This is a genomic window from Halomonas sp. ANAO-440, assembly GCF_019915905.1.
Lineage (GTDB): Bacteria > Pseudomonadota > Gammaproteobacteria > Pseudomonadales > Halomonadaceae > Halomonas > Halomonas chromatireducens.
Genome location: NZ_JAHXBV010000020.1, coordinates 153,649 through 176,960, shown reverse-complemented (window position 1 = coordinate 176,960; position 23,312 = coordinate 153,649). Strand labels below are relative to the sequence as shown.

The window sequence follows — 23,312 nt, the reverse complement described above, 5'->3', positions numbered from 1 at the left end:
GGTCATTGCGCTTAATCTGCCAGCGCTGATTGTCGGGGCCTTCAATGCGGGTGGGCTGGCCCAGGGCATCCCGCTCGATGGCCCAGCGGGTGCCGTCCGGAGCGGTCTGGGCGATCACCTGGCCGTGGTCGTCGCGTTCGATCAATGTTTCACGGCCTAGCGGATCAATGGTGGCGACTTTACGCCCGGCGGCGTCGTAGCGGTACTCGATCACCGAGCCGTCGGCGCGGGTGTGGGCCGTCCAGCGTTGGCCGGGGCCGGCGCCAACGAAGTGGTAACGTTCCTCGCGACCGAGGCTGTCGGTGACCTGGGTGTGATCCACATGGTAGGCGTAGGAGCGTGCCAGGCCGCCGGCTTCCTGCTGGCCCACCACGCGGCCGTCGGGGGCGTGGCGGTCCCAGGTGTAGTGGGCTTCCAGGCCGCCGGGCACGCGGTGGACCGTCAGCATGTGGTCTTGCCACTCGAACTCGCGCGCCACTTCGCCGTGGCGGTGGCGCACGGCGATGAGGTCACCGGCGGGGCTGTAGGAGTAGCGCACCAGCCAGTCGTCCTGGGGGCTGCCGTCGGCCTCGCGGACCAGGCGCACGCCGGACAGGCGCTGGCCGCGGTCCGCCTCGCTTGCGGGTAGCAGCGCTTCGTAGTCGAAGCGGTAGCGCCGCCCGGCACTGTCTTCGACCTCCGTCAGGCGGTCGCCTTCACGGGTGTAGGTGGTGGCGTAGCCGTTGCGGTCGCGTTCCTGGAACAGGGGCCAGGGGCCGGACACGGCGTTGTTGTCACGGCCCGCGGTGAAGAGGTAGTAGTGGGTGCCATCGTGCAGGGCGACGATGCTGTCATCTGCCAGAGTCGCTTCGGGCAGGGCGTACCAGCGAGAGCTGTCCGTGCCGGTGCTGCCGGGGGTGGACTCGGCGCCTTCACTGGTCGAAGCACTGCCGCCGCGGCGCAGCCAGAGCTGCTCGGTGGGCGAGTGGCGCGACTGGCCCGGGGCCAGGGGGCCGAAGGTGATGTCGCGGCCCTGGGCGTCGTGGATGATACAGGCGTCATCGCTGAGGGTGATCGCGAGGCTGTCGCCGGGTACCGACCAGCCCTGGCCCAGCACGCCGATGCGGGCGTTGCAGGAGAGGTAGCCGCGGCTGAAGACGAAGGGGCGCGGCGCCGGCAGGGCGAAGTCAGTCTCGGCGGGCAGCAGCTTGGCCCCCAGCAGTGGGTTGACCGGGCTGCCCACGGCGGGCTCACAGGCACTGCAGCGGTTGGCCAGGCCGTCGAGAATGACGGGGTCGCTGAGGTCCAGCGGCGTGGCGGCGACGATCTCGCTCTCCAGCAATGGGGTCTGGTGGGGTGCGAGGGTAACGTCCTCGCTCGCTTCCGGGGTGGCGATACCGGGCAGGCGCGGCAGGACGATGGCCTGGCCGCTACCGCGTCCCGGGCTGCCGCCGGAGTTGATCTTGACCTGGGCGCCGACGATGGTCACGCCACCGGCATCGAGCTTGACGAAGCTGCCGCTGGCCTTGAGGGTGATCTCGGCGCCGGCGTCGATCACGACCTTCGTGCCCGCCTGGTGGTGGATCTCCTGGCCGGCCTCGACCAGTTGGGCACGGCCATACTTCTCGTGGCGGCTGGCATCGACGCTGAGGTGGTCGTCGCCGTCGACCTGGGTGTGGCGGCTTCCATGCACCGTCAGGTGGTCGTCGCCATGGATCTCCGTGAGGCGGTCGTGGTGTACGGTGAGGAAGCTGTCGTTGCCGATCTCCTCGGTGCGATCATGGAGAGTGAGCAGCTCGAGGTCCTTCTGGGCGTGCAGCCAGATCTGTTCCTTGTCGGCTTCGTCCTCGAAGCGCAGTTCGTTGAAGCCTTCCGCCTGGTGGCTCTGGGTGCGGATCACAGTGCGGGTCTTGTGTTCTGGCAGCGGATACGGCGGCGTGTTGACGGCGTGGTAGGTGCGCCCGGTGATCAGCGGCTGATCCGGATCGCCTTCCAGATACGACACGATCACTTCATGGCCGATCCGCGGGATGGCGATGCTGCCGTAGCCGCCGCCGGCCCAGTCCTGGCTGACGCGCACCCAGGCGCTGGCGGTTTCATCCGGCTCGGCGTAGCGGTCCCAGGGGAACTGCACCTTGACCCGGCCGTGCTCGTCGCAATAGATCTCCTCGCCCTCGGGGCCGACCACGAAGGCCACCTGGGGGCCGTCGACCCGGGGCTTGGCGTTGGGTGCAGGACGCCAGGGACGGTCGGCCGGGGTCAGTAACAGGGCGTTGTGGTAGCGCGTCATGCCGGCACTATCAGCCTGCATGACGCCATCCTCTTCCAGTGCCTGGGGCTGGCTGCCGACGTGCTCGACCCTCACCACCTGCCAGTCGCGGTTGAGATCACCGAGGTCGTGGTCGGTGAGGGTGAAGCGGGTGCCGGGGGCCAGCTCCGGTAAATCACTTTCGGCGACGCAGGTCAGTGCGTCATTGCGCAGGTGCTCCAGGCGAATGCGGGTGAAGGCCTCGCCGGAGGCGGCGGCCTTGTAGCGGCCGGGGTAGTCGTAGTGTTCGTAGTCGTCCCGCTGGGCGTGTTCTTCCAGGCCTTCGGCCAGGTGATCGTGCCGTTGGTCATAGGCGGGTCGCTTGAAGGAGTAGTCCTTGAGCATCACCGAGGCCGGGGCCACACGGGACAGCTGTTCGAGCTTGCGCACATGGCGCTGGGGTGGTGTGCCGCCGGCCCGGCCGTGATAGGTGCGCTCCCCCAGGTGGGGCAGCACCTGGGGGGCGTCGGCGAACACCAGGCGATGGCCGTCGTCGAACTCGTGGAAGTAGAACAGGCCCTCTTCGGCGGCCAGGCGTCCGATGAAGTCGAGGTCTTTTTCCCGATACTGGGTGCAGAATTCACGATCCTCGGGCTCGCGCATGGTGGCGAAGGCCACGTCGGTGAGACCGCGCTCGTCGCACAGGGTGTTGATGATGGTGAGCGGCGAGACGTCCTGAAAGATGCGCGAGTTCTGGCGCAGGTCAAGGCGCCATAGCGCCGGGCGGGCAACGAGGGAGTACCGGGTACGCCGGTGGCCGCGGTCGCCGCAGCCGAACTCGGTGACGATGGCGTTGATCCTGCGCAGGACCTCGCCATCCTGCCAGATGGTCAGGGTAACGGGGCGGTCGAGCAGCTCGGAGGCACTGAGGTTACCGTCACGACTGGCAAAACGCACCGTGAGGGTAAAGGGCTCGGAGAGTGCTTCCTCCAGGGAGAAGTCGACCACGGCCAGATCGGCGGCACCGGCCCCGGCAAGTTCGAGGGTGAATTGGAGTCCTGTCTGGTCGGCCATGTCAGCTGCCCTCCCCGCTGGCGGAGCCGATCACCACGCCGCCACAATTGACGGAATGACCGGTGAGCGCCGCCGGCTTGCCTTCTATCAGGATGGTGCCGGAGCCTTCGGCAATGGCACGCGCATGGGGCGCGCCGCCAGGCCTGGCATGGGGTGCCAGGGGATCGGTAATACGTGCCATCGGCTTGCCATCCATGATCACCGTGGCACTGCCGGCAATGACCGGCGTCGGCGGATAGCCGTGGTGGTCGGTGCCGATGTCTCCCACCAGTACGAATTTGCGTCCCATCTTCGTTCTCCTCGTTATACGGCTACGTCTAATCCCACTCGGCGGGGGCTTCGAAGCTAGCCACTTCGAAGGCGTTGACGTGCATTCGCTTGAAGCCGGCCTTCTCAAGGCTGCACACGGCTGCCTGACAAGCCAGGGGCAGCCGAACGTGCAATGGCACGCCGTTCAGGCTGTCGCGTGCCGCCCGCAGCAGGCGGGCACCGTGGCCGCTACCCTGCCACTCTGGGTCAACATAAAAGAAGCGCAGCTGCCAGGCGGCTTCGTCATCCGCTCGGCAGGCCAACAGCATGCCAAGGGTGGGGCCTTCGCCGTGACGAAGCTTGAGCAGCCGACCCTGCCAGCGGGCGACGTGGCTGCCGTCGCGCTGCAGCCACAGCCCCCGGTGGGCAGTGAATTCCAGCGCGCGCCGCAGGGTTTCCAGGCGGGCCTCGTCGCGCAGCACCCAGGGGGAGTGCCCCTGGGCATCGGCGCGGCGTGCCGCTTCCAGAAAGCGTTCGATGTCCTCTACCTGGGCCGGTTCCAGCCCGGCCATGGCGCTGTCCGATGACGCGGGGTCGGCCTTGGCCCCCTCGCGTCCTCCGGAAAACAGCCGCTTAAACATCGTCAGCATTCAGGCCTCCCTCGGCATAGAGTGCAGTGGGCAGCTGGAAGCCGGCGGCCAGCGGGCGGGTGAAGGGGTTGCGTGCCCCGTTGGCGCTGAGGCGATAGCGGATGGTGCCGCCATCGACGCTGAAACGCACCTCTAGGTCACGCTCACCGGCGCTGGTGATTTCGGCTTCGTCGAGCAATCGGAACCAGGCCCAGGCGCCGTCGCGGGTCATGCTGCGTGGCGAGCGGTTGACCTGACTCGGCACCAGGGTGACTCGGCTTTCGGTGCCGCCCCGCAGGGTGTTGGGCCAGATCATCGAGACGCGGTGACTGGCGCTGTGGGCGAATTCGATCAGCTGGCCGTCGACGCTGATCACGCCGCGCCGCTTGTCGGGGCTGAGGCTAATCGGTTCGAGGGAAAACTCCACGTCGAGCGCGCCATCGCGGCCGAAATAGGCCTCGCGAATCTGCTCGGCACGCTGGAACGCCGTGAACACGCTGTCACGCAGCAGTGAGTTGCCGGCGGCGTCGAGCAGCTGTTCCGGGGCTTCCTCGATGAAGGGCCGCAGGTTGTCCTGATAGAAGCTGTCGAGGGTGCCGCCCGGGCCGAAGAAGACCTCGAAGTCGGTCAGGGCCACGTCCCGCGAGGCACTCGCCACCAGCGGGTAGCGCCCGGCCAGACGGTTCTGGTAGGGCGTGACGACATCGTCAAGCCACTGGTGCTCCAGATGGCGGATGGCGCTGGCCATCAGCAGCTGCCAGCTCTGGTCGGCCAGGCTCTCGAGCATGCGGTCCACCGGCGCCGGGGTGTTCTCGGCGATACGCTTCAGGTTGTGGATAGGGTCGCCACCTCGCAGTGCCAGACGATCACGAGCGCTGACGAAGGCGGCACGCCCCGGGTCGCTGGCGCCCTGCACATGGCGCAGGTAGTCGCGGAGCTCGGCAATGGCGGTCTTGATCTCGGCGATATCCGACGGGTTGTCGCCTCGCGCATCCAGCAGCCCATTGAGTTCGCTGAAGTTACGCTCGATGTCACCGGCCAGGCGATAACGGGGCGAACGCTCCAGCGCCTGGCGGGCCGCTTCGTCATCGACCGGCAGCTCGGGATAGAGGCGGGTGTGGTTGGCGACCTCGCCCAGCAGGCGGTCCAGCGGCCGGCTGGCGCCCAGCAGGGTATCCGCCACCACGACGGCCTGGTCGATATCGGGGATCGGCACCAGGAAGACGTCATCCAGTACCTGCCGCCAGGTCACGTGGTAGTCGCTGACATAGCGCTCGTGAAGAGCGTCGCGCAGCTGACGCTGGTCGGCCTCGCTGAAGCTGATGTCGTCACGCCGGCCCAGCACCCAGAGGTCGATCAGCGCCAGCTCGGTGGCCTGCTCGATTTCCTTGAGGAAGTAGCCCTCGAAGCCATCGCGGGTCACCAGGGTAGGCAGGCGCAGCCTCTCGTCCTCATCGTCGCGAGCCATGAATACGGCGCTGAAGGCGGGCCCCACGCCCTGACGCAGGTCCAGTGACGCCCCGCTGCGGCGATCACTGCCCGCCTTGAGGGTGGCATAGACCCGCTCGTCCATGGGCTGGCGCGAGAGCTCCTCCTGGGCGGCCTGCAGGCTGCCGCGAAGCGGCGTCATGGCCAGTTCGGCATGGCGGTCGCCGGCGGCCACACGGCCTTCCAGGTCGGTGTGGGCCATGGCGAAGTCGAGATGATCGAGCAAGCGCTCCTGAACGCTGCCGCGCTGGGCGAATTCACGCTGCCAGCGCCGGGCCATGAAGTCATGGACACGCTCGGGCTGGCGACCGCTGGCATCCGACATCATGCGCAACACGCGCAGCAGCGCCAGCTTCTCATTGCTGCCCTCCTCGGCACGGTTCATGTCATCCATGATGCCTACCATCAGCGAGGGCAGGAAATGATAGGAGAGCATTGCCAGGTAGGCGTTTTCCACCTCGCGGCCCACCGACTGGCCCTGATAGAGCCCCATGTCGGCCAGCCACGGCATCTTGTCGCGGTAGTCGCCGAAGGCCAGGGTGGCGCCACGCAGCCGATCCAGCGGCTCGAGGAAGGCATAGCCGGTGGGGTCGTCGCCCTGCAGCTCATCGGGCTTGGAGGCCAGGAACTCCTGGGCCTTCTCCTCCACGGCGGCCAGGGCGGTACTGTTCTTCTGGTAGAAGTGGCTCCAGCCGCCGACCAGGACGGCGGCCCCCAGCAGGCAGGCAACGACGCTGGTACGACGTGCACGACGCCGACGGCGCGCGGCCCGGGCGTTGTCGCCGGCTAGCCCCGCCTCGGGGTAGATCACCTTGTCAAACAGCTCCTCGGTGAAGTAGAGCGCACTGCGGGCCGCCCGGTGGGCCGGCTGGATGCTGTCGGCCATGCCGTAGCGGCGGGCGGCGGCATCGACGAAGGGGTCTTCGGGTACCCCCTGCTGATAGACCGAGGTGAAATAGGTGCCCCGGACCATGGCGGCGGTGGAGAAGCGGTCGCTGGAAAGCGCCTCGCAGAGGAAGCTGAGTAGCACGTCACGCAGGCCGGCAAGCTGGCGCACGAAGCGGAAAACCGACTCACGCTCTTCCCGGTCGCGGCATTCGGCGAGCAGCGAGGGCAGGCAGCGGTTGAGCCGGTCGAGCATCTCGTCGTAGGCGCCGGCGAACTCCGCCTCCCACTGGCCGGGCTTTTCAATGCTGTCGGCGCTGAAGGTGAAGCCCAGCGGCGCACGACGCGCCGCCCGGGAGTAGTGGCGGAAGAAGTCGTCGAAGCCGTGGAGCAAGTCCATCTTGCTGAAGGTCACATAAACCGGCAACCGGGCGCCGTGGCGCTCCATCAGTTCGCGCAGGCGGGCGCGCAGCAGCGAGGCATAGGCCTTGCGCACCGCCACCTTGGCGTCGCTCAGTCGGGCCAGGTCGAGCACCAGCACGACACCATCGAGGGGACGCTGGGAGCGGTTGTGCTCCAGCCAGCCGGTGAAGTGATCCCACAGACGGCTCTCCAGCTCCTGGGGTTCACCGCCCTCCATGGCACCCTGGGTCAGCAGCTCGCCGTCCGGGTCGATCAGCACGGCCTTGTCGCCGATCCACCAGTCGAAGCCGAACTGCCCCTTCTTGCCCTGGCCGGAGGCCTTCATCACATGGGTGAGCGCGAAGTTCTGGCCGGAACGGTTGATCAGGCTGGTCTTGCCGGCATTCTCGACCCCCATGACGAGATACCAGGGCAGCTTGTAGCGCGCCCCCGGGCCGGCACCCAGGTTATCGACCAGCTCACCCAGAGTGGCGTTGAGTGTCTCTTCCTGTTGTTCGACCTGCAGTTGGGCAGGATCGGATTGTAGGCTCTCGGCATGGCGGCGCTCCTCGTCCATCTCTCGCAGCCGCCGGGCCAGGCGGATGCCCCACACCAGCGCCACCAGGGTGGCCAGCGCCAGCGTGGCCAGCAGGCGATTGAGCCAGGGGCCCAGTGGGTAGCTGCCACGCACCTCCCACATCGGCCCGAGCCACCAGATCGCCACAACCAGCGCCGCCAGCACCAGGCACCACAGCACCGTGGTCAGCTTGCTCGCCTTCTTGCCGATACCCCGAGCCTTGTTGCCATGCCCCTTGGCACGATTGAGATTGCTTTGGGCGCGTGAGGCGCCGGGTACCCAGCGGCTCAGCCCTGACTTCAAACCTTTCCACATGAGCCTTGGCCCTCGTCCCTGTCGGTGATGTTATGTCGTGTGTCGTCGTTGCTCATTGGCCGGATGCCATTCGTTTCGGTCTGCAGGAGCATGGTGGTGATCAGGGTGATAGTCATGGGGATGCCTCCAGCCGCTTGAGCAGGCCCGGCTCCCACGCATCCAGGCCGATCCCCGCCACCGACTGTTGCACCGCCCGATAGTGGTGGGCGGCCAGCGATGCCAGGCCGGCCTCGCGCAGCAGGTCGGCGCTGGCCAGCCGCCAGTAGGCGGTCTCGCGCGGGGAGTGCGCCTGGGCCAGGCCCTGGTCGAGAATCGTCAGGGCCGCTTCCAGCCCCTCCGCAGCCAGGCACTCCCGGGCCTGCTCCAGCCCGGCCTGCCAGGGGTCGCCGCTGCCATCGCCCTGGGCAGGTGCCCCCCCACCGCCGGGCACGCTCTGCAGCCAGCGCAGCGTCTCTTCATCGACGAAGGGGGTGCCGTCGTTGAAGCTCAGTGCTTCCAGGCCGGGCAGGCGCGCGACGAAGCGCGCCGCCTCGTCGCGGATCGCCTCGCCGCAGCGCGAATGGCCCAGCCGCTCGGCCAGGGTGGCGCTCATGCGATGCCCCTCCAGCCAGTAGGGGCTGACCGCCAGGCTGTTCTCGATGCGCTGCCACAGGGCGTTGTCGCCGCCGCGGGAGAGCGCCTCGCGATAGTCCGCGGCGCGGTCGGCGGCCACCGGCGCCAGCTCGGTGCGCCCGCCGTCGCGGGAGGCCGGCAGCGCCTGAATGCCCCCCCAGACCGCATGGCGGCGAAGCCGATAGATCAGCGCCTCCCCCGGCGACTGTTCGTTGAGGAAGTCCGCCATCTTCAACAGCGCCTGGCGATTGACCCGCTCATTGCCGGCTTCTAGGCGCATCTCCGGCATCTTCGCCGCCGGGGCCGAACCACCGTTACCGCCGTTGCCAGTCGACGCAGCCGTGGAACCACCGCCAGGGCTGGCACTGACCTGTGACGCGCCCTGGCGAGGCTGCGCCTGCTGCAGCTGGCGGCGCAGCTCCACCAGGGCGTCATCCGGCAGCTCCCGGTCCCGCGCCACGGCCAGCAGGGCATCGAGGGCGGCCTGGCAGGCCTGATGCTCGTCTTCCGCATTGCTGAAATCGAGGGTTTCGGCCAGCTTGGCGGCCCGCTGGGTGAACTGGGCGAACAGCCTCGGCCGCAGCTTCGCCCCCCTCGGTCCCCGGTAGGGGTAAGCCTTGTCCCACCACTGCTCCAGGCTGCCAGCCAGCAGGTGCAGCGACAGGGCGAAGCGAACGCCGTCGCCGCCACGCTGCAGGCAGTGCAGCAGGTGGCCGAGCACCTTGAGATCCTTGCCCGTGGTGCTCAGCAGCCGAACCGCACGGGTCTCGGCACCTTCCCAGTCGACCTCCCCGTGCTGCAGCGAGCCGATCTTCATCATCTCCTCGTCGAGCCAGGTGTAGTCGCCGCTTTCGTCGAGGGGCTCTCCCACATCTTCGGGCTCCAGGGGAGCCAGTAAGGGCGTCAGGTATGCTTCACTGGTGATTCGCATGCCAGCCTCCCTTACCAGCGACAGGCGTCGCGCAGGGGTTGAATGTGCTGGCGCAGCCCCGAAAGGTCGAAGCGAAGCCCATCCAGCACGCCGAGTTCGCTGCCCAGTACCAGCTCCTCGGCATCGAGCAGCTGGCGCAGGGTGGCGATAGCCGGCAGCCCCCGGCCGCCGCTGACCACGTAGCCGCCGTTGAGAACCCGCCACTCCTGCTGCTGCTCCCGCCCACCGGCCCTCAGACGCAGCGCCGTTCGCGGCTCATTCAGGGCCGTTGGAAGATGCAACTGAAAGCGGGTGATCGACTTCTCGCAGGCAATCACCAGCTGTGGCCGGGGCGGCATGGCGCCCAGCGCCGGCGCACTCATCAGCACATCACCGCCGGCCTCGCTCACCAGAAGGCCCATCTCATCGCCGTTACGCCCGGCCTCCTGGGCGTTGATGGCATGCCATAGCGCCGGCCGGGGATCGTCGCTACTGGCCGAAGAGGACTCGACGGCCAGGAACAGGGCGTCGTAGCAGCCCAGCCTGTCCAGCCGTGACTCCAGTGCCGCGCACTCCCGAGCGTTATCCAGCAGCGCATCGGGGTCCGCAGCCCCCAGTGCTGCAGTGCTGTGGAGCAGCGCCACGGCCAGCCCCAGCCGCAGGCACAGATACAACGCCGGGCGAATCATGAAGCTCTCTCTCATTTGGCATCCAATTCCAGCTGTCGGCACTTGTGTGCCAGGGTCCGCTTGGGCACGCCGAGACTCTCGGCGGCCAGGGCGCGATTGCCGCCGAACAGCAGCAGCCGCTGGCGGATCAGCTCCGCCTCGTAGTCGCGCAGGGCGCTGCGCAGGTCGTGGACCTGGCTCGCGCTCTCGGCCGACTGACCGCCGCTGCCGTCCGTGCCCTCCTGCCGGTCGGAATCTTCCGCTTCCGTCAGCCCGGGGAGGGCCATGGGTTCGATATCGTCGCCCGGCCGTGTCATGGCGCAGGCATAGTCGATCAGGTTCTTCAGCTCCCGCACGTTGCCGGGGTAATCACGCTCACGCAGCTGTCGCAGGGCCGCCGGAGTGATGCCGAGTTCGTCGCGCCCTTCCCGCGAGCAGAAGTCGACCGCGAAGGCTTCGGCAAGCTGGGCGATGTCTTCACGCCGCTCCCGCAGCGGCGGCAGGCTCAGCGGAAACTGGCCCAGCCGGTAGTAGAGGTCGGCACGGAAGCGCTGATCCCGAATCCGCTCCTGCAGCGGCTGATGCGTCGCCGCCACCAGGCGCAGGTCGGCCTGGCGCTCCTCGCTGGCCCCCAGCGGGCGGTAGCGCCCACTTTCCAGCACCCGCAGCAGCTTTGCCTGCAGCGGCAGCGGCATGTCGCCGATCTCGTCGAGAAACAGGGTGCCGCCATCGGCCTGGCTGATCAGGCCTTCGCGGGCCTGGTCGGCACCGGAGAAGGCCCCCTTGGCGTGGCCGAACAGCTCCGACTCGAGCAGCGATTCGGGAATGGCTGCACAGTTGATTGCCATGAACGGCCCCTCGGCCCGGGCGGAAAACTGGTGGATCGCCCGAGCCACGCGATCCTTGCCGGTGCCGGTCTCGCCCTGGAGCAGCACGGCCAGGCCGGTTTCGGCGGCGCGGATGACCTGACTGCGCAGCGTCTGCATGGCGGGCGAGGTACCCAGCAGGTCTTCCGCCAGGCGCTGGGCCAGGGCCTGGCGCCGGGCGCCGTCGTTGAGCTGCGCCAGGGACTGGCGCAGCCGTGCTTCCCGGTGACGATCACCCTGGTGGCGCGACAAGCCGGCCCATAGCCGACACAGCAGCGATTCGAAGGCGGCGAATTCGGGGTCCTCCCCGAGTCCTTCCAGCACGGCGGCCTTGCCGGCCACCCCCATGGCGCCGAGCCACTCCCTCTCACCGTCCCGGGCACGCAGCGGGCGGACTTCGAGGTGCACGTCCCCCGACAGCGCGGCCACCTGGGCCTGGAAGGCCGGGTGGTCGAGCCGCGAGCGCGCCTCAGCCAGGCCGAGGCGCAGCGGCTTGCCTTGGCGGATGGCGTGGGCGTAGGGGTGACGGAAGTCATCGCAGTCGAAGCGAATGTCGTCGCCATCGCTGCCCAGCCAGCGGCCGCTGCCATCGAGGTAGAGGCAGCTGACCCAGGCCAGGCCGTGGCTGGCCTGGAGGATGCCGCCTGCGCACTCGCGCAGCTCGGCGGGCGAAGCGCTCTCGACCAGCGCCAGCGCACGGGCCATGCCGTCGAGGCCGGGCCCCGTCGGCAAGTCACCCCCGCGCCAGCGCATGTCGATCGCCTTCGCCGTCATCGCCTACACCACCTCCGCGGTAAAAGCGCCGCTGTCGGCATCGACGCCCAGGGCGACGCGGGTGACCGGCTCGCGCCGTGCCAGGCGGTCGAGCAGCGCCCGGGAGACCGGCGGCAGCAGTTCACCGTCGATGACCGACTCGAGCATCCGCGCGCCATTTTCGCTGCGGGTGGCCCGCAGGCAGATGGCCTCGGCCAGGGCCGGGTCGAGAACCACGTCGGCCTGGCGGTGGCGCGAACGGATTCGCTCGGCCAGGGTGTCGAGCTTGGCCGCCACGATGTCACGCAGGGTCTCGGCGCCCAGCGGGAAGTAGGGCACCACCTCCATGCGCGCCAGCAGCGCCGGCTTGAAGAAACCGGCCAGCACCGGATAGAGCGCATCGTCCAGCCCGGCGGGTTCGTCGGCATGGGCCACGATGGCCTCATAGCCCAGGTTGGAGGTGAGGAAGAACACCACGTTCTTGCAGTCGATCAGCCGCCCTTCGCCGTCGGCCAGCTCGCCCTTGTCGAAGGCCTGATAGAAGAGGTTGAGCACGTCCGGGTGGGCCTTCTCCACCTCGTCGAGCAGCACCACCGAGTAGGGGCGCTGGCGAATCGCCTCGGTCAGCAGGCCACCCTCGCCGAAGCCCACGTAGCCCGGCGGCGAGCCGATCAGCCGCGAGACGGTGTGCTTCTCCTGGTACTCGGACATGTTGATGGTGGTCAGGAACTGGCGACCGCCGTAGAGCCGCTCGGCGATCTGCACCACGGTTTCGGTCTTGCCTACGCCGCTGGGGCCGACCAGCAGGAAGGCGCCCAGCGGACGGCCGGGGCGCCGCAGGTCGGCGCGGGCGGTGAGCAGATGACGGTGAACCCGCTCGATGGCCACGTCCTGGCCCTGCACCAGCTGGCCCAGGTAGCCGGGCAGCTCGGTGAGGCGGGTCAGCTCGTCGCTGGTCATGCGCTCCACCGGCACGCCGGTCCAGTCGCCGATGACCTGGGCGATCTGCGCCTCCTCCACGCTGGCATTGACCAGCGAGAACTCCTGCTGCAGCTCGGTCAGGCGGGTTTCCTGTTCGACGAGCGCCTCCCGCAGGCCGGCGTGGTCGGCGGCGTCGGTCTCGTCGTCGAGCAGCCGCGTATGCAGCGACAGGATGGCGTCGACGCAGTCGCGCTGGGCCTGCCAGGCATCCTCCAGCGTGGCCAGTTCATCATCGAGTCGCGTCAGGCGCTCGTCGAGCTCCACCAGCAGGGCTGCGTCCGGCAGGCGACCGAGCTGTGTCTCGCGGTCGAGCTGGTCGCGCTCGCGCAGCGTGGCCACGTGGTCGCTCTTGAGGTGGCTGAGCCGGCGCGGCGGGGTATCCAGGGCCTGGGAGAGCCGGGCACAGGCGGTATCGAGCACGTCGATGGCCTTGTCCGGCAGCTTGCGGCCGGCCAGGTAGCGTGCCGAGAGTTCGGCGGCGGCACGCAGGCCGCTGTCGCCCACCAGCACGCCGTGGGCCCGCTCGTAGACGTCGCGCAGGCCGCGCAGGATCACCAGCGCCTGATCGACGCTGGGCTCGGACAGCGACACCGGCTGGAAGCGACGCGACAGCGCCGGGTCCTTCTCGAAGTACTTCTTGTACTCGCGCCAGGTGGTGGCGGCGATGGTGCGCAGCTCGCCCCGGGCCAGGGCCGGCTTGAGCAGGTTGGCGGCATCGCCGCCCCCTTCCGCATTGCCGGCGCCGATCAGGGTATGGGCCTCGTCGATGAACAGCAGGATCGGCTTGGGTGCCGCCTTGACCTCCTCGATCACCGCCTTGAGGCGCTTCTCGAACTCGCCCTTGACCGCGGCACCAGCCTGCAGCGCGCCGAGATCCAGCGCCAGCAGGTCCACGTCGGCCAGCGCCGCCGGCACCTCGCCGGCCACGATGCGCGATGCCAGCCCTTCGACCACCGCGCTCTTGCCCACCCCGGCATCGCCGATGACGATGGGGTTGTTCTTGCGTCGGCGACCGAGGATGTCGAGCATCTGGTCGATCTCGGGATCGCGGCACAGCACCGGGTCGAGCTCGCCACGACGCGCCTGGTCGGTCAGCGAGGTGGCGAAGCGCGCCAGGGCGCTGTCGCCCTGGCCGGCATCCGGCTTCCGGTGTCCGGTAACACCCGCGTCCGCCCGCGGCGCCTCGGCGGAATCCCGGGTCAGGCGTTCGAAGTCACGGCGCAGGCTCTCACGGTTGATGTCGGCCAGCAGCGCGGCGCTCCTGGGGCCGAGGTAGCGGCCGACGTTGTGCAGCAGCGCGGTGAAGATCATGCCGCTGCGCAGCGAGTCGTGGGCAAATTCCGTGGTCGCCAGCAGCCAGGCGTCCTGGAGCAACTCCACCAGCAGCGGCGAGAAGCTCGGCGTGGCCACCGTGAGGTCACGGGGTGGGCGCGACTCGTCGGCAAGCCGGGCGCGCAGTTCGAAGGCGTCGATGCCCTGCCCTTCCAGCAGACAGCGCATGTCGCACAGCGGCTGGTCGATCAGCGCCTGGAGCAGATGCCCGGCGGTGACCTCCGGTGCCTGCTGCTCGGCGCACAGTACCGCAGCCTGTTCGAGCCCTTGGCGGGCGATGGCGTTGAGTCGGCCGATGAGTGCCGGAAGCTCTACCCTGAGCATGGTGTCTCCTAACGGAAGATCTGATCGAGAAGGATGCTGACCTGGACCGCTTGCTGGTCCAGGGGCCAGGCGAAGCCCAGGTAGGCGCATGTCATGGCCACGCCGAACAGGGCAAAGACCCCCCATACCGGCAGGCCACGCCCACCACGACGACTGCCCTGCACCACGTTGTCCAGGGGCGAGGTCAGCATGTCGTCGGGGGCATCGCCCAGGGCGGCAAGCTGGTCGCCCAGGGCCCGAACCACGTGCTCGTACTCCTCGCGGCCATGGGTCATGACCCGATAGCGCCCCTCGAAGCCCAGGCACAGGCACAGGTAGATGAAGGCCAGCATGTCGCGATAGCGCTGTGGCTCCTGCTGCAGGCGGCCGAGAATCGAGAAGACCTTCTCGCCGCCCCAGGTCTCGTTGTGAAAGCGCGTCAGCAGCGAGTGCTCGGCCCACTTGCTCTGCCGGCCCCAGTCAGTACCCATGACCGCCTCGTCGATGAAGGAGCAGAGCACGTAGCGGTAGGCCAGCAGGGTCGGGCGGTCGTAGCCCTGTTCGGTCAGCTCGACCTCGATCGCCGAGATCTCGTCGACCACCTGCCGGTAGAGCCGCTCGATGTCGTCCATGCTGTCGAGCTGGCGCACCCGCACCACCATGCCCAGCAGCGAACTGGCCGCGTCCACCAGGGGGTTAAGGTTGTGCCCCCGCAGGCGAAACCAGTAATCCTCGTCGGCGTCGAGCTGCTCGGCATGGCTATGAATCAGCCGCTCCAGCCCTCCCTCGTTGATGCGGTCCTCGTGGCGCGTGGGTGAGTAGCGCGAGACGGCACCGGATTCCATGTCGAGTTGCGTAGCAAGATCTTGCATGGCTTAACTCCTGATCGCCCAGAACTGCATTTCCAAACCGGGAAACTCGCCCGCCACGTGGAAGGCAAAGCCACTGGCGCCGTCGAGCATGCTCCAGGCCTGGCTCTGGCGGTCGAGCCGGAAGTAGCTGTAGCCGGCGTGATAGGGCAGTTCCCGCGGGGCCACCGGCAGCGGTTCCAGCGGCACCCCCGGCAGCTGCAGGCTGATGAGATCGCGGATGCGCTCGACGCTGGCGACCTTGGTCTGCTGCAGGAACAGCTTGCGGAGCCGCTCGTGGGGCATGTCGGCCCGCACGGCGAGAATGAAGTCGGCGTCCTCGAGCAGCCCCGGATCCGACAGCGGCGCCACCAGCAGGCCGTAGCGACGCGGCTGCAGCTGGATCGCCAGCGCCCGCGGCTCCAACACCGTGGAGAGCGCCTGGCGGAGCCCCTGCATCAGCATGCGGAAGGCGCGCTCGGGGTGGTCGTGGTCGTAGGCCGGGTATTCCGGCGGCAACCGCGACTCGTCGGTGAAAGTGACCAGCTCACTGGCGGTCTCGAGCATGGTGTCGAAGAGCCGCTCCGGGTGCAGATGGCCCAGGCGCGCCAGGTGTTGGAAGCGAGGCTGGGCACGATTGAGTAGCTGCAGCAGCATGAAGTCGGAGACGTCGGCCACCCCGGTCTGATGCGGCGTGGAGAGGCGCTGGGCGAGGTTGCGGGCACGTTCGCGCATCAGGCCCGCCATCTCACCGACGAAGCGCTGCAGCAGCGGAGCGGCCTGGACGTTGAGCAGGGTCGGCAGGAACTGCTCGTCGAGCACCAGGCTGCCGTCGGGCCGACGCTCGACGATGCGCGCCACCGCCAGGCAGGCGTAGGCGCTGCGGTCGTCACGCTCCAGCAGCAGGCGAGGGGCGACCCTCGCCACGTCGAGCTCGGTGGTGTCACCATCGCGGGAGTGCAGGTCGCGCACGCCACGCTGTGTGAGCCGGTAGCGGGCCGGCAGGTCGTCGCCGGGCCAGCGCACCTCGCCCACCGCATCGGTAGACAGCGGCAGTCCCAGGTAGACCACCTGGTTGGTAATACCGGCGTCGTCGATCTCCAGCGGCTGCGGCTCGATGTCGTCGTCGGGCAGCTGAAAGGCGGTGCCATCCGGCATCACGCCGCTGGCGCGGCTGATGGCGATACGCCCGAAGCTGAGAAACTCCGCGTTGAGTTCCAGCAGGTGAAAACCGTAGAGATTGTGGCTGACGCCTCGCAGGCGGGCCTCGACCAACCCTTCCAGGCTGCGCTGCTGCTGCTGGAAATGCTGCGGCTTGATGAACAGCCCTTCGCTCCAGACTACACGGTTGCGACTAGCCATCAGTCCTGGTCCCTCAGCTCGGCTTCGTCCGCGCGCAGGTGAACCAGCAGATGGTAGTCACCGCCCTGGGAGTTGACCTTCACCACCTTCTTCCACTCGGCTTCGTCCGGGGTGTTGTAGAAGGCGATAAGGCCGATATAGCGCGTCTCTTCGTCGACCTCGAAGGGCTCGTAGAACTTCCACTGACCGGGCAGCAACGTGAAGTCGTCATGGGTCAGATAGTTGGTGCCCAGGGCATCCTCGAGGTCGTTGCGCAGCTGGTAGTGATCGGCGGCCATCAGCATGGAGTCGTCCTTGAGCTGCAGGATCTGAAAGCGCAATGGAGTCCCTTCGCCGTCGAAATTGCGGTTGACGTCAGGCTCGGCAACCATGGCCAGGTCGACCCGGGAAAGGCGCTCCTCGGGATAGCCCACCGGAATCGATGGGTCCTTCATGACCTGCCAGGTCTTGCCCGCGGCCTCACGGGTCGAGGCGCAGCCGCTGAGCAGCAGCGCCAGCATGGCAACGGTCAGCCAGGCGAGCGGGCCGCGCAACGACATATAGCTCGTGCGCCAATTGCTTGCTGGCTTTTTTCTTGTGCCTGTCATTATCGCGCTCATGCTTCCTCCCGCTGCTGGCGGCGCACCGACTGGTCATAGGCCTGCTCGAAGACCTCCCAGAACAGCTTGGCGAAGCCTTGCTGGCGACCGGAGTTCAGCTCCTGGTAGTAGTGGCGGTACATTTCCCAGGCCCAGCCGCCCTCGTCATCCAGGCGATTGCCGGCACCGCGATAGGCGTGGAAGCGCTTGAGCAGGGCATCGGGTGCAAAGGCATCCAGAATCGACTGCAGCGCCTGGCCGATGGCCTCTTCCACTGCCGCCTGGTGCTGGCCCTGGTGAGCCAGGCATTCGGCCACCGCCGCCGGCGCCGAGAGATGCACCGGGCTGCGACGGGCGGAGAACAGGGTCTCCACGGTTTCGCCATAGGGCTGGCCCAGCCGTAGGGGGTTGTCCTCGATGGGCTGAAGGCGGCGATCTCGCAGCGGATAGCGGCTGTCATCCTGGGCCTGGTGCAGCGCCTGAAGCCCTTCGATGGCGGCCCGCAGGGTGTTGCCGGCCTCCATGAGAAAGGCCTGCTGCTCTTCACTGTCGTGAAAGCGCAGGTTGGTCCCCAAGGCGCGCATCAGCGGATCGGCCCCCATATGCCCCGCCACCGCCGGCGAGGACTCCTGCCAGCGGTCCTCGAGCTGCTCGCCGACCGAGCGTTCCAGGTCGTTCAACAGCCGTTCGTCCATGTCCCTGTTCATCGCGTTATTGCCCTCGTATGTTTGAATCGTCGGCTTGGCCGGCGCGGCTTCGCGCCGCTCCCGTTGGTGGTAAGTCGCCCCGCTCGAACTCGGCACGTCCAGCTCGTCGAGCAGCGGGGCGGTGACGTCGATGGCTGCATCACCGGGGTGCTTCAGCGCCGTCATGGGGTCCTGATGGCTGGCACCAGGGGTCGCCTCGCCAAGGGCCTCGAGGGGGTCGTCCTGCCGCGGCGGCGCCATACTCTCCGGCGCCATGGAATGAACCAGGGGCATGCCTTGCCCCGCCAGCGCCTCCTGCTCCTCGTCGATCAACGCGGTCAGCGGCTGGGCGCCTGGCAAGCCGGCCTGGCGGTCGCCGAGATGGACCCGCAGGTGGTAGTCGCCGAGCCGCAGTTCGTCGCCGTCGCGCAGGGCAACCCGCCGGTCGCGGCCGAGAGGCAGCGTGGCGTGATTGATGAAGGTGTGCCCGCTGCGGTCAACCAGACAGAAGCGGCCGTCCTGGCGCTGTATCTCGGCATGCCCGGGACGAATGCGGCCGGCATGGTCCTGCAGCAGCCAGTCGTCGCTGTGGCCGCTGCCCAGGGTACCGCCGGGCTCATGGAAGACATGGCTGCTGGTGGAGCGGCCTTCCAGCCGCTCGCTGTTGATGACCACCAGGGTGATGGCCGTATGGGCAGCGGCGTGACGCTCGGTGGTTTGCTGGTAGGAGGCTTGCATGGGCGGTTAGCCTGTCATCTGTATGCGTACCCGGCGACGCCTGGAAGCATCGCCGGATTCGGGGTTGACGAAGGTGGTCCAGCCGAGCTGGCAGCTGCCGGCCTCGCCCAGGCGCATCGGCTTGACGGCACTGGGCAGCAGTTCGAGCTCGAGGTCGTAGGCCAGGGGTTCGCGCAGCACGAAGTTCACCAGGGTCTTGAGCGGCGCGTGCTCACAGCCGTCGGGCAGAAAATCGCGGAAGCGCGCGAGGCTCAGGCCCCTCAGGCAGAGGGCGAACTTGCCGCCGATGTCGGCGACCCGCTCGCCGGCGATCATGTCCTCCCCCAGCGTCATGGCGGAAAGCCCCGACCGGCTGCGCTGGTCCTCGGGAATCACCACCCAGCGGTGCACCCACTCCTCGAGATGCACGTCGTCGAGGTCGAAGCAGTGGCCGACGATGCTGCACACTACCTCGGGGGAGCGCGAACGCCCCGCGAGAAGGCCCGCATAGGCGAGCATCTTGCTCCAGTTGATCGGCGTCTCGCCGCGCAGCTCGGCATCGGCCAGGCCCACCAGGGCAAAGACGGCCGCGGAGAAGCCGTCGCTGGCATTGTCCTGGTAGCGCACATAGTGGCGGTACTTGCGCCAGGCGCGATGAACCAGGGTCAGCAGGCGATGGTTGAAGAAGTCGAGGAAATCGCCGGCGCTACCCTCGTGGTGGGCCGCGCCATGGGCCAGGCTCTCCAGGTAGTAGCCGGGCAGCGGCGACTGGGAGCCCTGCAGCCCGAAGAAGCTGACCTCCAGCCGGTAGCCGCCATCGGCGCCGGGCGCAAGCGCCAAGACGTCGCTACCGGGGAAGCCCAGTGACGCCGAGGCGCTGTAGCGCACCCGTTCAAATACAGGCACGCTACCGCCACCACCACCTTCGAGATCATCCTCATGGTGGCGGTGCAACAGCTCAACGAGCTGGAAGAAATCGTAGCGTCGAGCCCCCTCGATCAGGGCAGCCGGCGCTACATCAACGGCTGCTGGCCCGACTGTAAGGTCCATGTGTAGCGCTCGCGGTTGTGTCGGTTGATGACATGCAGCTCATGGAACGAGTTGATGCTGGCGTAGAGCGAGAAGAACCGCGCCAGCACGCTACCGAACAGGTAAAGACTGCCCTCGTCGCCGAAGGCCTCCTGGTCCAGGGTCATGACCGAACGCAGCCCGCGCACCGGCAAGCCGCGCTGGAGCCGGTCGATGGACTGGGTCTCGATATCGGTGATGCCCGCCAGGCGCTTCTGGGAGACACGCTCCGCCTGGCGGTCGACCAGCGCCCGGAAGTCGTAGGCGCGCAGCACCGAACACAGCGCATCCCGCTGCAGCAGCGACAGGTAGTTGAGCGATAGATTGGAGATCAAGGTCCACATCAGGCTGCCGTCGAGGGTCGGCCGAAGCGCCGGCGTCGGCCGGGTGATATTGCGAAAGTCGGCATACACTGGGCTGTTTTCGGTGGACACGCAGATATCGCCCACGGTCAGCTTCTCGGGTAGCTCGCGGTTGCTGCAGGTGAGCCGCAGCGAGATGGTCTCGCGCATGCCCAGGCACGCCCGCTCGTCGCCGCGCACGAAGGCGATGTCGTGATCGAAGCCATCGCCACGCAGGCTGTCGCGAACCCGCACCCGGTAGTAGAGCGCCTGGCGATTCCGGTCACGCTCGATCTGGTGCTGGAAGCTCTCGAAGGGCACATAGTTGCGCGGTTCGCCGCGGACCTTGCCGGATTCGCTCTCCAGCCAGCCATGCACCCCGTCGACGCTGAACACCTCGTAGTTGGCCGGCGACCGGCTGCTGGGACGAATGTGGTACTCGCTGCGCTCGCCGCTCAGGTCGATGGGGTCGGCATCGTGGGTGAACAGGTTGATGGCAGGCGTGCAGTAGAGCGCCAGGTGCTCGTCACGCACCCTGGCATCTGCAGGCAGCGTGCGGGTAAATACGAAGCGCAGCGTCAGCCGCTGAGCCTGCACGGAAGGCAGGTGGCGCCCCAGGGAGGCCAGGTCGACGAAGTGGAAGGCCTCGGGAAAGCAGAGATACTCCTGCAGGATGCGATAGCCCTGGTAGGCATTGCGCGGGTAGGGCAGCAGGGCGTCCTCCCGCGCGAAGCCCACCGGCTGCAGCAGGCTGTTGGGCAAGCGGCGACGTTCGCCGTCGATCTCCAGCTCGATACGCGACAGGTAGTGGTTCAGCCACAGGTAGAGGCTGCGCGCCGTGTAGCCATTGCCCCCCAGGTGGAGCCGCAGCGTGTCGATGCCCAGGGCATCGAGGGGCTGATCGCTGCGAACGTCGAGATTCAGCTCGACGACCGAAGCCTCGCGGGAGTGTCGCGCTTCGACGCCGGCATGCTGCAGCGGATAGAGCGCCACCTCGTGGCAGGTGCGAAAGCGACAGGCCGTGCCGTCCACCGGCCGGCTCCCCACCGCGGTGCCCGCCGCCACGGACTGGGACGCGCTCAGGGCATGCCATTTCGGAGTGAACTGCATGACGGTCATGCTCGGCACCGGGCGCAGATAGTTGGGCCACAGCATGCTGATCAGCGAATGGGTCAGCTCGGGGAACTCGTCCTCGACCTTCTCCCGCATGCGCCCGGTCAGGAAGGCAAAGCCTTCCAGCAGGCGCTCGACGTCCGGGTCGGTGCTGCGCTCGGAGAGGAAGCGGCTGAGACCGGGATTGGCCTCGGCAAACTCCTTCCCCTGCAACTTCAGAAAGTCGAGCTCGTCCCGGTAATAGCGATTCAGCATGCGAGTCTCGTTCCCCAGGTGCTTGGCTAAACGGACGCTCCGTTCCGGCGCCGCTTCGTTCTCAATTCAGGTTCTCAATTCAGGCACTGATAGCGTTTGTCGTTCAGCAGCAGATCGATGGTGGTCTGGGCGTTGTCCCGGCCAAGATCCAGGGTTGCGTGAACCTGGAACCGCAGCTGCAGGGGGTCGCCGCCATGGGGCAACGACTCCACTTCCACTCGCTGTACTCGAGGCTCGAAGCGTTCGATGCACTGCCGAATGGCACGCTGGATATTGAGTTCCAGGTCGAGCACACCGATGGTCGCGTCATTGAAGTCGAGCAGCCCCAGCTCAGGCGCACATTCGCTGTGTCCCGGGTGGCTGTTGAGCAGATCGACGAGATGTCGCTTGATGGACTCCACGGTGTCAGCGAGGCTGGCCTCGCCCCCTGCCTCGACCGGCTGCCCGGTCGCCGCCAGGCGCTCGAACAGCCGGTTGCCGAGCACGCCACCACGGTAAAGGCTCATGGCAGCGACACTCCCTTACTCCTTGTCGAGGCGACCCACCAGCGACAGCTCGAAGTTGGCGCCCATGTACTTGAAGTGCGGACGCACCGCCATGGAGACCTGATACCAGCCCGGATCGCCCTCGACGTCGGAGACCTGGATCGAGGCGGCCCGCAGCGGCCGGCGGCTACGCACCTCGGCCGGCGGATTTTCCTGGTCGGCGACGTACTGGCGAATCCAGGCGTTGAGCTCGCGCTCGAGGTCCTGACGCTCCTTCCATGAACCGATCTGCTCGCGCTGCAGCACCTTGATGTAGTGCGCCAGGCGATTGATGATGAACATGTAGGGCAGCTGGGTGCCGAGCTTGAAATTGGTCTCGGCGGCCTTGCCTTCGGCCGTGTTGGGGAATACCTTGGGCTTCTGCACCGAGTTGGCGGAGAAGAAGGCGGCGTTGTCGCTGCCCTTGCGCATGGTCAGCGAGATGAAGCCCTCTTCGGCCATCTCGAATTCACGCCGGTCGGTGACCAGCACCTCGGTGGGAATCTTGGCCTGCAGCTGGCCCAGCGCCTCATAGGTGTGCACCGGCAGGTTCTCGACGGCGCCGCCGCTCTGGGGGCCGATGATGTTCGGGCACCAGCGGTACTTGGCGAAGCTGTCGGTCAGGCGCTCGGCGAGCAGGTAGGCGGTGTTGCCCCAAAGGTAGTGCTCGTGGTTCTCATTTACCGTTTCACGGTAATTGAAGCTCTTGACCGGGTTTTCCACCGGGTCGTAGGGCATGCGCAGCAGGAAGCGTGGCGCGGTCAGGCCCAGGTAGCGGGCATCCTCGGATTCACGCAGGCTGCGCCAGCGGGCGTACTTCGGCCCTTCGAAGATCGCCTTGAAGTCCTTGATATTAGGCAGCTCCTCGAAGCTGTCGATACCGAAGAAGCTCGGCGCCACCGAGGAGAGGAAGGGGGCGTGGGCCATGGCGCCCACCGCGGCGGTGAACTGCAGCAGCTTGATGTCCGGCGTCGAGGGCGAGAAATCGTAGTGGCCGATGATGCCGGCGACCGGCTCGCCGCCAAACTGGCCGTATTCCGCCGCATAGACGTGCTGGTAGAGCCCGCTCTGGCTGAGCTCGGGAGCGAACTCGAAGTCCTCGAGCAGCTCTGCCTTGGTGGCGTGCAGCACGTCCAGCTTGATGTTCTCGCGGAAGTCGGTGCGATCGACCAGCAGCTTGAGGCCGCGCCAGGCCGATTCCAGCTCCTGGAAGCCCCGGTCGTGCAGGATCTCGTCCACCTGGCTGCCGATCTTGCGATCGAGCTCGACGATCATGCGATCGACGACCGACTTGTTGACCTGAGGCGCATCGCTGGTGCTCTGCAGCAGCTCGGCGATGAACGCCGCCACACCCTGTTTGGCGATGTCGTAGCCTTCATCGGCCGGTGCCATGCGCGTCTGCGCCATCACCTGGTCGAGAAGGGAGTCTTCAGCCTGGGCCCCAGCGGCCTGGCCCTGGGTTTGTACCGAATCGGTCATGGGGTTGCCTCGAATCCTTTACCTGGCGTTGAATCGCCTTCCTGCATCTGATCTGCCTGCACCTGGTCCG

At 67.5% G+C, this 23,312-nt stretch carries 17 protein-coding genes and 1 pseudogene; all 18 read right to left on the bottom strand.

Translation table 11 applies throughout. From position 1 onward, the window contains the following. The coding region (locus KZO25_RS20060) for a DUF6531 domain-containing protein (protein ID WP_316935709.1) at nt 1-1,222 on the bottom strand (1,222 nt) is incomplete at its 3' end. Between the two features lie 84 nt (nt 1,223-1,306). Beyond that, a pseudogene (locus KZO25_RS20055) lies at nt 1,307-3,301 on the bottom strand (type VI secretion system Vgr family protein); the annotation flags it as partial. Between the two features lies 1 nt (nt 3,302). Further along, complete coding sequence (locus tag KZO25_RS14730; RefSeq protein ID WP_223137529.1) at nt 3,303-3,590, bottom strand: type VI secretion system PAAR protein; 288 nt, start codon at nt 3,588-3,590, stop codon at nt 3,303-3,305. A 28-nt stretch (nt 3,591-3,618) separates the two neighbouring features. Beyond that, nucleotides 3,619-4,200 carry a GNAT family N-acetyltransferase gene (locus tag KZO25_RS14725; protein ID WP_223137528.1) on the bottom strand — a complete coding sequence of 194 codons (582 nt, stop codon included), beginning with the start codon at nt 4,198-4,200 and terminating at the stop codon, nt 3,619-3,621. Next, nucleotides 4,184-7,846, bottom strand: coding sequence for a type VI secretion system membrane subunit TssM (gene tssM, locus KZO25_RS14720; RefSeq protein WP_223137527.1), 3,663 nt, complete (start codon nt 7,844-7,846; stop codon nt 4,184-4,186). The genes KZO25_RS14725 and tssM overlap by 17 nt, the downstream gene beginning before the upstream one ends. Further along, nucleotides 7,831-7,962 (bottom strand): hypothetical protein, encoded by a 132-nt coding sequence (locus KZO25_RS20050; RefSeq protein WP_262489037.1) that lies wholly within the window; start codon nt 7,960-7,962, stop codon nt 7,831-7,833. Before KZO25_RS20050 ends, tssM begins: the two co-directional genes overlap by 16 nt. Continuing rightward, complete coding sequence (tssA, locus tag KZO25_RS14715) at nt 7,959-9,389, bottom strand: type VI secretion system protein TssA (protein ID WP_223137526.1); 1,431 nt, start codon at nt 9,387-9,389, stop codon at nt 7,959-7,961. Before tssA ends, KZO25_RS20050 begins: the two co-directional genes overlap by 4 nt. 11 nt (nt 9,390-9,400) lie before the next feature. Then, nucleotides 9,401-10,072 (bottom strand): type VI secretion system-associated protein VasI, encoded by a 672-nt coding sequence (gene vasI / locus KZO25_RS14710; protein WP_262489036.1) that lies wholly within the window; start codon nt 10,070-10,072, stop codon nt 9,401-9,403. Beyond that, nucleotides 10,069-11,676 carry a sigma-54-dependent transcriptional regulator gene (locus tag KZO25_RS14705; RefSeq protein ID WP_223137525.1) on the bottom strand — a complete coding sequence of 536 codons (1,608 nt, stop codon included), beginning with the start codon at nt 11,674-11,676 and terminating at the stop codon, nt 10,069-10,071. The genes vasI and KZO25_RS14705 overlap by 4 nt, the downstream gene beginning before the upstream one ends. 3 nt (nt 11,677-11,679) lie before the next feature. Beyond that, the gene (tssH, locus tag KZO25_RS14700; RefSeq protein WP_223137524.1) at nt 11,680-14,292 is read right to left on the bottom strand and encodes a type VI secretion system ATPase TssH; all 2,613 of its coding nucleotides are present in this window, start codon (nt 14,290-14,292) and stop codon (nt 11,680-11,682) included. A gap of 8 nt (nt 14,293-14,300) precedes the next feature. After that, nucleotides 14,301-15,143: a type IVB secretion system protein IcmH/DotU gene (gene icmH, locus KZO25_RS14695; RefSeq protein ID WP_223137523.1), complete on the bottom strand. Its 843-nt coding sequence runs from the start codon at nt 15,141-15,143 to the stop codon at nt 14,301-14,303. A 3-nt stretch (nt 15,144-15,146) separates the two neighbouring features. Continuing rightward, a complete protein-coding gene (gene tssK, locus KZO25_RS14690) occupies nt 15,147-16,481 on the bottom strand; it encodes a type VI secretion system baseplate subunit TssK (RefSeq protein WP_223137522.1) in 1,335 nt (444 codons plus the stop codon). Then, entirely contained in the window at nt 16,481-17,020 is a 540-nt protein-coding gene (gene tssJ / locus KZO25_RS14685; RefSeq protein WP_223137521.1) for a type VI secretion system lipoprotein TssJ, read from the bottom strand. The genes tssK and tssJ overlap by 1 nt, the downstream gene beginning before the upstream one ends. Nucleotides 17,021-17,076: 56 nt before the next feature. Then, complete coding sequence (tagH, locus tag KZO25_RS14680) at nt 17,077-18,483, bottom strand: type VI secretion system-associated FHA domain protein TagH (RefSeq protein WP_223137520.1); 1,407 nt, start codon at nt 18,481-18,483, stop codon at nt 17,077-17,079. Between the two features lie 6 nt (nt 18,484-18,489). Then, a complete protein-coding gene (gene tssG / locus KZO25_RS14675; protein WP_223137519.1) occupies nt 18,490-19,512 on the bottom strand; it encodes a type VI secretion system baseplate subunit TssG in 1,023 nt (340 codons plus the stop codon). Next, a complete protein-coding gene (tssF, locus tag KZO25_RS14670; RefSeq protein WP_223137518.1) occupies nt 19,476-21,239 on the bottom strand; it encodes a type VI secretion system baseplate subunit TssF in 1,764 nt (587 codons plus the stop codon). Before tssF ends, tssG begins: the two co-directional genes overlap by 37 nt. 74 nt (nt 21,240-21,313) lie before the next feature. Beyond that, on the bottom strand, nt 21,314-21,745 hold the full coding sequence (gene tssE / locus KZO25_RS14665; protein WP_114479268.1) for a type VI secretion system baseplate subunit TssE: 432 nt from the start codon (nt 21,743-21,745) through the stop codon (nt 21,314-21,316). A 15-nt stretch (nt 21,746-21,760) separates the two neighbouring features. After that, nucleotides 21,761-23,242, bottom strand: coding sequence for a type VI secretion system contractile sheath large subunit (tssC, locus tag KZO25_RS14660; RefSeq protein ID WP_223137517.1), 1,482 nt, complete (start codon nt 23,240-23,242; stop codon nt 21,761-21,763). Between the last annotated feature and the right edge of the window lie 70 nt (nt 23,243-23,312).

Bases quoted from the DNA above. Each gene is read 5' to 3' on its own strand.
- KZO25_RS14730 (WP_223137529.1), bottom strand. From the start codon at position 3,590: ATGGGACGCAAATTCGTACTGGTGGGAGACATCGGCACCGACCACCAC.
- KZO25_RS14725 (WP_223137528.1), bottom strand. From the start codon at position 4,200: ATGCTGACGATGTTTAAGCGGCTGTTTTCCGGAGGACGCGAGGGGGCC.
- tssM (WP_223137527.1), bottom strand. From the start codon at position 7,846: ATGTGGAAAGGTTTGAAGTCAGGGCTGAGCCGCTGGGTACCCGGCGCC.
- KZO25_RS20050 (WP_262489037.1), bottom strand. From the start codon at position 7,962: ATGACTATCACCCTGATCACCACCATGCTCCTGCAGACCGAAACGAAT.
- tssA (WP_223137526.1), bottom strand. From the start codon at position 9,389: ATGCGAATCACCAGTGAAGCATACCTGACGCCCTTACTGGCTCCCCTG.
- vasI (WP_262489036.1), bottom strand. From the start codon at position 10,072: ATGAGAGAGAGCTTCATGATTCGCCCGGCGTTGTATCTGTGCCTGCGG.
- KZO25_RS14705 (WP_223137525.1), bottom strand. From the start codon at position 11,676: ATGACGGCGAAGGCGATCGACATGCGCTGGCGCGGGGGTGACTTGCCG.
- tssH (WP_223137524.1), bottom strand. From the start codon at position 14,292: ATGCTCAGGGTAGAGCTTCCGGCACTCATCGGCCGACTCAACGCCATC.
- icmH (WP_223137523.1), bottom strand. From the start codon at position 15,143: ATGCAAGATCTTGCTACGCAACTCGACATGGAATCCGGTGCCGTCTCG.
- tssK (WP_223137522.1), bottom strand. From the start codon at position 16,481: ATGGCTAGTCGCAACCGTGTAGTCTGGAGCGAAGGGCTGTTCATCAAG.
- tssJ (WP_223137521.1), bottom strand. From the start codon at position 17,020: ATGTCGTTGCGCGGCCCGCTCGCCTGGCTGACCGTTGCCATGCTGGCG.
- tagH (WP_223137520.1), bottom strand. From the start codon at position 18,483: ATGCAAGCCTCCTACCAGCAAACCACCGAGCGTCACGCCGCTGCCCAT.
- tssG (WP_223137519.1), bottom strand. From the start codon at position 19,512: ATGGACCTTACAGTCGGGCCAGCAGCCGTTGATGTAGCGCCGGCTGCC.
- tssF (WP_223137518.1), bottom strand. From the start codon at position 21,239: ATGCTGAATCGCTATTACCGGGACGAGCTCGACTTTCTGAAGTTGCAG.
- tssE (WP_114479268.1), bottom strand. From the start codon at position 21,745: ATGAGCCTTTACCGTGGTGGCGTGCTCGGCAACCGGCTGTTCGAGCGC.
- tssC (WP_223137517.1), bottom strand. From the start codon at position 23,242: ATGACCGATTCGGTACAAACCCAGGGCCAGGCCGCTGGGGCCCAGGCT.